The sequence below is a fragment of the Neisseria sp. P0018.S001 genome (genome assembly GCF_051957355.1).
Classification (GTDB): domain Bacteria; phylum Pseudomonadota; class Gammaproteobacteria; order Burkholderiales; family Neisseriaceae; genus Neisseria; species Neisseria subflava_A.
Window position 1 is genome coordinate 1 of the sequence record NZ_JBQCWN010000041.1, and the last position, 819, is coordinate 819.

At 41.6% G+C, this 819-nt stretch carries 1 protein-coding gene and 1 pseudogene; both read left to right on the forward strand.

The window, feature by feature from the left end; genetic code table 11:
• Positions 1 to 296 precede the first annotated feature (296 nt).
• A pseudogene (locus tag ACTHTJ_RS10695) lies at positions 297 to 521 on the forward strand (DUF6911 family protein); the annotation flags it as partial.
• 33 nt (positions 522 to 554) lie between these two features.
• Positions 555 to 819 (forward strand): transposase (locus ACTHTJ_RS10700; protein WP_440360956.1); only part of this gene is annotated, 265 nt, incomplete at its 3' end.

The following is an 819-nucleotide window of genomic DNA, read 5'->3' on the forward strand; positions in this document are numbered from 1 at the left end:
AAAAAAAATGCCTTGACGGGTATTGCCTTCTTAAGGGGTATAGATGTCTATGACCCTCCCATTTCAAAAGAAAAAGCGTTACAAGCCTTAGAAAAACATCCTGAAATTTATCAGAAGTTTCAGCATTTCTTTCCATTTGTAGAACTGCCTCCGCTTTAAAGGGTAAAAAGGTTGTCTGAAAAACATCAGACGACCTTTCCTTCATTTGAAACGGAATATTGAGAACTGAGTTCTTCAAAAATCCCACACCTGCTCCTTCCACGGCAGCACCTTGGTCAAAACGGCAGACGGCTACAATGAAAGCATCAACAATTGTTTTTGGCGGATTTTTTATTACAGATAATGGAGAACGAATCCAAATTCCTATTTTAGAAAATCCTAACATTAAAGAAATAAATAACTTTTTTTCTGTATCAAATTTTGAAAAAAAAGCCGGAGTCCTTGTTTTCAGAATTATTCCTGAGCCTGAATTTGGCAATAATGAATTAACTGAGACCTTTGCAAAATTCCCCAAAATCCCCTAAATTCCCACCAAGATATTTAGAGGATTTTCCATGAGCACCTTCTTCCAGCAAATCGCACAAGTCATGATTGCCAAACACATCGACCGCTTCCCACTATTGAAGTTGGATCAGGTGATTGATTGGCAACCGATCGAACAATACCTGAATCGTCAAAGAACCCGTTACGTCCGAGACCACCGCGGCCGTCCCGCCTATCCCCTGTTGTCCATGTTCAAAGCCATCCTGCTCGGACAATGGCACAGCCTCTCCGATCCCGAACTCGAACACAGCCTCATCACCCGCATCGATTTCAACC